General features: G+C 72.4%; 7 protein-coding genes. 3 read left to right on the top strand and 4 right to left on the bottom strand.

All coding sequences use genetic code 11. The features are described from left to right. The 3 genes from minC to minE all read left to right on the top strand — a co-directional run. Positions 1-375 (top strand): septum site-determining protein MinC (minC, locus tag HMPREF0731_RS04050; protein ID WP_083854433.1); only part of this gene is annotated, 375 nt, incomplete at its 5' end. 31 nt (positions 376-406) lie between these two features. Continuing rightward, the gene (gene minD, locus HMPREF0731_RS04045) at positions 407-1,225 is read left to right on the top strand and encodes a septum site-determining protein MinD (RefSeq protein ID WP_007002753.1); all 819 of its coding nucleotides are present in this window, start codon (positions 407-409) and stop codon (positions 1,223-1,225) included. Beyond that, positions 1,222-1,527 carry a cell division topological specificity factor MinE gene (gene minE / locus HMPREF0731_RS04040; RefSeq protein ID WP_007002752.1) on the top strand — a complete coding sequence of 102 codons (306 nt, stop codon included), beginning with the start codon at positions 1,222-1,224 and terminating at the stop codon, positions 1,525-1,527. The genes minD and minE overlap by 4 nt, the downstream gene beginning before the upstream one ends. 43 nt (positions 1,528-1,570) lie before the next feature. Here minE and HMPREF0731_RS04035 read toward each other — a convergent pair whose 3' ends face one another. From HMPREF0731_RS04035 to HMPREF0731_RS04020, 4 genes are all read right to left on the bottom strand, one after another. Then, on the bottom strand, positions 1,571-2,386 hold the full coding sequence (locus HMPREF0731_RS04035; RefSeq protein WP_245538241.1) for a DMT family transporter: 816 nt from the start codon (positions 2,384-2,386) through the stop codon (positions 1,571-1,573). Between the two features lie 47 nt (positions 2,387-2,433). Further along, a complete protein-coding gene (locus HMPREF0731_RS04030) occupies positions 2,434-2,622 on the bottom strand; it encodes a hypothetical protein (protein WP_007002750.1) in 189 nt (62 codons plus the stop codon). Positions 2,623-2,732: 110 nt separating this feature from the next. Next, positions 2,733-3,185, bottom strand: coding sequence for a MarR family winged helix-turn-helix transcriptional regulator (locus tag HMPREF0731_RS04025; protein ID WP_007002749.1), 453 nt, complete (start codon positions 3,183-3,185; stop codon positions 2,733-2,735). Between the two features lie 82 nt (positions 3,186-3,267). Next, on the bottom strand, positions 3,268-4,026 hold a 759-nt coding region (locus HMPREF0731_RS04020), incomplete at its 5' end, for a translocation/assembly module TamB domain-containing protein (RefSeq protein WP_007002748.1).

The following is a 4,026-nucleotide window of genomic DNA, read 5'->3' as shown; positions in this document are numbered from 1 at the left end:
AGCGCCGAACCGCCGCCGCCGCCGCCCCTGCCGCCGGGCACGGCGCGGCCGACCATGATCGTCGACCACGCGGTGCGCGCGGGGCAGCGCATCTGGGCGCAGGGCGCCGACCTGATCGTCAACGGCACGGTCAATCCGGGGGCCGAGGTGATCGCGGACGGCAATCTGCACGTCTATGGCGCGCTGCGCGGCCGGGCCATCGCCGGCGGCGCGGACAATATGGAGGCGCGGGTCTTCGCGCTGAATTTCGACCCGGAGCTGGTCTCGATCGCGGGCTATTACGCGGTGCGGGAAGGGCTGACGGAGGCGCCGATCGGCAAGCCCGTGCAGGTGCGGCTGATCGGCGAGAACATGCGGTTCGACCGGCTGGGCTGAGCCCTGTTCCGGCAGAGAGGAGAGACACTCTATGGCGCAAGTGGTCGTGGTGACGTCCGGCAAGGGAGGGGTCGGCAAGACCACAAGCTCTGCCGCCTTCGCCACAGGTCTCGCCCAGACCGGCAAGAAGACGGTGGTCATCGACTTCGATGTCGGGCTGCGCAACCTTGACCTGATCATGGGCGTCGAGCGGCGCGTGGTGTTCGACATCGTCAACGTCATCAGCGGCGAGGCGAAGCTGAACCAGGCGCTGATCCGCGACAAGCGGGTCGACACCCTCTCGATCCTGCCCGCCTCCCAGACGCGCGACAAGGACGCGCTGACCAAGGAGGGCGTCGCGCAGATCATCGACGAGCTGAGCCAGGAATTCGACTACATCCTGTGCGACAGCCCGGCCGGCATCGAGAAGGGCGCGCTGCTGTCGCTCTACTTCGCCGACCAGGCGATCGTGGTGACCAACCCCGAGGTCTCCTCGGTGCGCGATTCCGACCGCATCCTCGGCGTGCTGCAGTCGAAGTCGCGCCGCGCCGAGGAGAAGAAGGAGCCGGTGAAGGAGCACCTGCTGGTCACCCGCTACGCGCCCGAGCGCGTCGAGCGCGGCGAGATGCTGAAGCTCGAGGACATCCGCGAGATCCTGGCGATCCCGCTGCTGGGCGTGATCCCGGAGAGCGAGAGCGTGCTGAAGGCGTCCAACACCGGCAACCCGGTGATCCTGGACGAGGCCAGCAATGCCGGCCAGGCCTACAAGGACGCGGTGGCCCGCTTCCTGGGCGAGGACCGGCCGCACCGCTTCATCGACCCGGAAAAGAAGGGCTTCCTGTCCCGCCTGTTCGGGGGGAGGGCCGCATGAGCTGGCTCGACGTCTTCCGCGGCAACCGCAAGCAGGCCCCCGTGACCCCGGCGGGGGCGGCCAAGGAGCGGTTGCAGATCGTCCTCGCCCATGAGCGGATCAGCCGCACCGGGGACGACTTCCTGCCGCGCCTGCAGCGCGAGCTGATCCAGGTCGTGGCGCGCTATGTCTCCATCGACCCGAAGGCGGTGAATGTCTCGCTCGACCGCGGGGGGGACATGAGCACGCTGGCGATCGAGGTGGAGCTGCCGGCCCCCGCCGGCGAGAAGCCCAGCGCCGAGGCCGGCCAGAAGGCGTCCTGAGCGGCTTCGCCCCGAACACCCCCCGGCTTCGGCGCGGCCCCGCTCAGCGGCCGCGCCGCACCAGATAGAGGGTGGCTGCCAGCATCACCAGGGTGCCGGCCAGCAGCGGCCAGCCCGGCTGCTCCGCATAGACCGCCCAGCCGATCGCCGCGCTGGCGGGGATCTGCGCGTATTCCACCGGCGCCAGCAGCCCGACCTCCGCCCGCCGCGCCGCGGCCGAGGCGGCGAGATCCGCCCCCAGCGCGAACAGCGTGCCGAGCAGCAGCATCAGCAGGGCGAACAGGCTCGGCGCCTGCCAGACGAAGGCGGAGACGGGGCCCCAGAACAGCACCGAGATCATGGCGTACCAGGCGACCACGCGGGCCGGCGGCTCGGTGGCCGAGAGCGCCTTGAAACTGATCAGCACCAGCCCGCTGCACAGCCCCGCCGCCAGCGCCGCCGGCGTGCCGGCGGAGAGCGCGCCGCCCGGCTGGGCGATGATCAGGACACCCAGAAAACCGATGCCGGCGGCCAGCGCCCGGTCGCGGCGGATCCTCTCATGCAGCAGCAGGGCGGCGAGCGGCAGCACCCAGAGCGGGCGCGCGCTCATCAGCGCCACCGCATCGGCCAGCGGCAGCAGCAGGATGGCGAGCAGCTGGAGCAGGAAGGTGGCGATGCCGGCGGCGCCGCGCGCCAGGTGCAGGCGCGGCCGGCGGGTGGCCAGCGCCGCGACCGGGCCGCTGCGCAGGATCCAGGGCAGCAGGAAGCCCAGCGTGATCAGCCCGCGCGCGAAGGGCACCAGCGGCACCGGCAGCCCGTCGCGCAGCGCCGCGCGGTAGCAGGCATTGACGCCCGCCCCGCACAGCGCGGCCAGCAGCATCAGCCCCATCCCCGCCAGGGCGGCGGACGGGGCGCGCCGTGGCGGCATCAGCGGCGCGGGGCCAGCTCGGTCTCCAGCGCCTTGATCTTGGCGGTGAGCGATTCGCGCAGCGCCGGGGAGGCGTGCGACTTCATGCCGGCCAGCGCCTCCTTCAGTTCGCGCAGCTGGCGCTTCTTCTCCTCGAGATTGCGGGTGATCGGGCGGTTGCCGGAAATCTGGCCGTCGAAGGCACGCATGGCAGGGACTCCTGTCTCAGAAGGGGCCGCCCGGGATCGCGGCCGGGGCCGCCCCCGGGCAAGGGGGGCGTGGCCCGGGCGTTGCGGGGCGGCGCGGGTGGAAGGAAGGGCTAGAGACCGTTCAGCTTGCGCAGCAGCCGCATCAGCGTGGCGCGCTCGCCGGCCGAGAGGGGGGCGGCGAGCCGCTCCTCATGCCGGGCGACGCAGGCCTTGAACGGGGGCAGCAGGGCCTGTCCGGCCTCGCTCAGATGCAGCGCCTGGGCGCGGCGGTCGCCGCTGACCGCGTGCCGCTCCACCAGCCCCCGGTCGGCCAGGCGCTGCACCGCCGGGCTGAGGGTGGATTTGTCGAGCCCCGCCGCCTGGGCGAGCTGCCCCAGCGTGATGCCGGGATTGACCTCGACCAGGCAGAGCAGCGCGAATTCGCCCGAGGTGATGCCGTATTCGGCCGTGCTCTCGGTGAAGTCGAGCAGCATGCGGGTGTGCGACCGGCGCAGCAGATGGCCGAGCAACCCCGGCAGGGGGCCCAGATCAATCGCCTCCTGACGGGCCCGCTCTGCATCCATGGCGGCAGGATAGCGCAGCGGCCGGGGGCGCGGAACGGCAAGCGGCGCGGCATCCACAGCTTTCTGTGGCGGCCGCGCCGGATCAGTATTCGAATTCGTAGGACAGTCCGACGCGCTCGCCATCCTCGCCGCCGGTGCTGCTTTCCAGCTTCAGCCGCGGTGTCAGCTCCACCTCGACGCCGACGCGCGGGCCGCCATCGGTGCCCTGCTCGACATTCAGGTAGACACCCTGGCCGAGATAGCCGCCGGCATTCAGCGAGGGGTTCTCGAGCCCGCCCTGGCTGTTGCCGACGCCCAGCCGGTCGAGGCCCAGCCGGTCCGCCAGCCGCCCCAGGAAGCCGCGCCCGCCGCCGGGGGCGACGCCCGCCAGCGTCGCCGCGCCGCCCGCCAGCTGGGCGATCTCCAGCGGCGAGAGCCGGTCCACGGGCCGGTTGAACAGCAGCCGCGCCAGCACCTCGTCCTGCGGCAGCTCGGGCTCCGAGGTGAAGCTGATGACCGGGCTGCTGGGCTGGCCGGTGATGGTGACGGTGATGGTGACACCCTGGGCGGTGGTGCTGGCCTCGAAATCCAGCGAGGGGGTCAGCGCGCCGTCGAAGGTCAGGTCGCCCTTGCTGAAGGTCAGCCGGCGGTCGAGCAGCTGGAAGGTGCCGCGCCGCAGGTTGAAGGCGCCGTCCGTCTGCACATCGGCCGCGGTGCCGCCGAGATGCAGCCGCCCGCCCAGCTCGGCATCCAGGCCGCGGCCGCGCACCAGGATGGATTGCGGCGCCTCCACCGTGATGTCGAGCGCGATCGGTGCCGGGGGGGCGGAGGGCGGGGCGGGGGGCGGGGCGCCGGCGCCGCG

Source organism: Pseudoroseomonas cervicalis ATCC 49957 (genome assembly GCF_000164635.1).
Taxonomy (GTDB): Bacteria; Pseudomonadota; Alphaproteobacteria; order Acetobacterales; family Acetobacteraceae; genus Pseudoroseomonas; species Pseudoroseomonas cervicalis.
Note: the sequence above shows the minus strand (reverse complement) of the source record. Positions and strands in the feature narration are given on the sequence as shown.

Excerpts from the sequence above, each read along its gene's own strand:
- minD (WP_007002753.1), top strand. The coding sequence starts at position 407 with ATGGCGCAAGTGGTCGTGGTGACGTCCGGCAAGGGAGGGGTCGGCAAG.
- minE (WP_007002752.1), top strand. The coding sequence starts at position 1,222 with ATGAGCTGGCTCGACGTCTTCCGCGGCAACCGCAAGCAGGCCCCCGTG.
- HMPREF0731_RS04035 (WP_245538241.1), bottom strand. The coding sequence starts at position 2,386 with ATGCTGCTGGCCGCGCTGTGCGGGGCGGGCGTCAATGCCTGCTACCGC.
- HMPREF0731_RS04030 (WP_007002750.1), bottom strand. The coding sequence starts at position 2,622 with ATGCGTGCCTTCGACGGCCAGATTTCCGGCAACCGCCCGATCACCCGC.
- HMPREF0731_RS04025 (WP_007002749.1), bottom strand. The coding sequence starts at position 3,185 with ATGGATGCAGAGCGGGCCCGTCAGGAGGCGATTGATCTGGGCCCCCTG.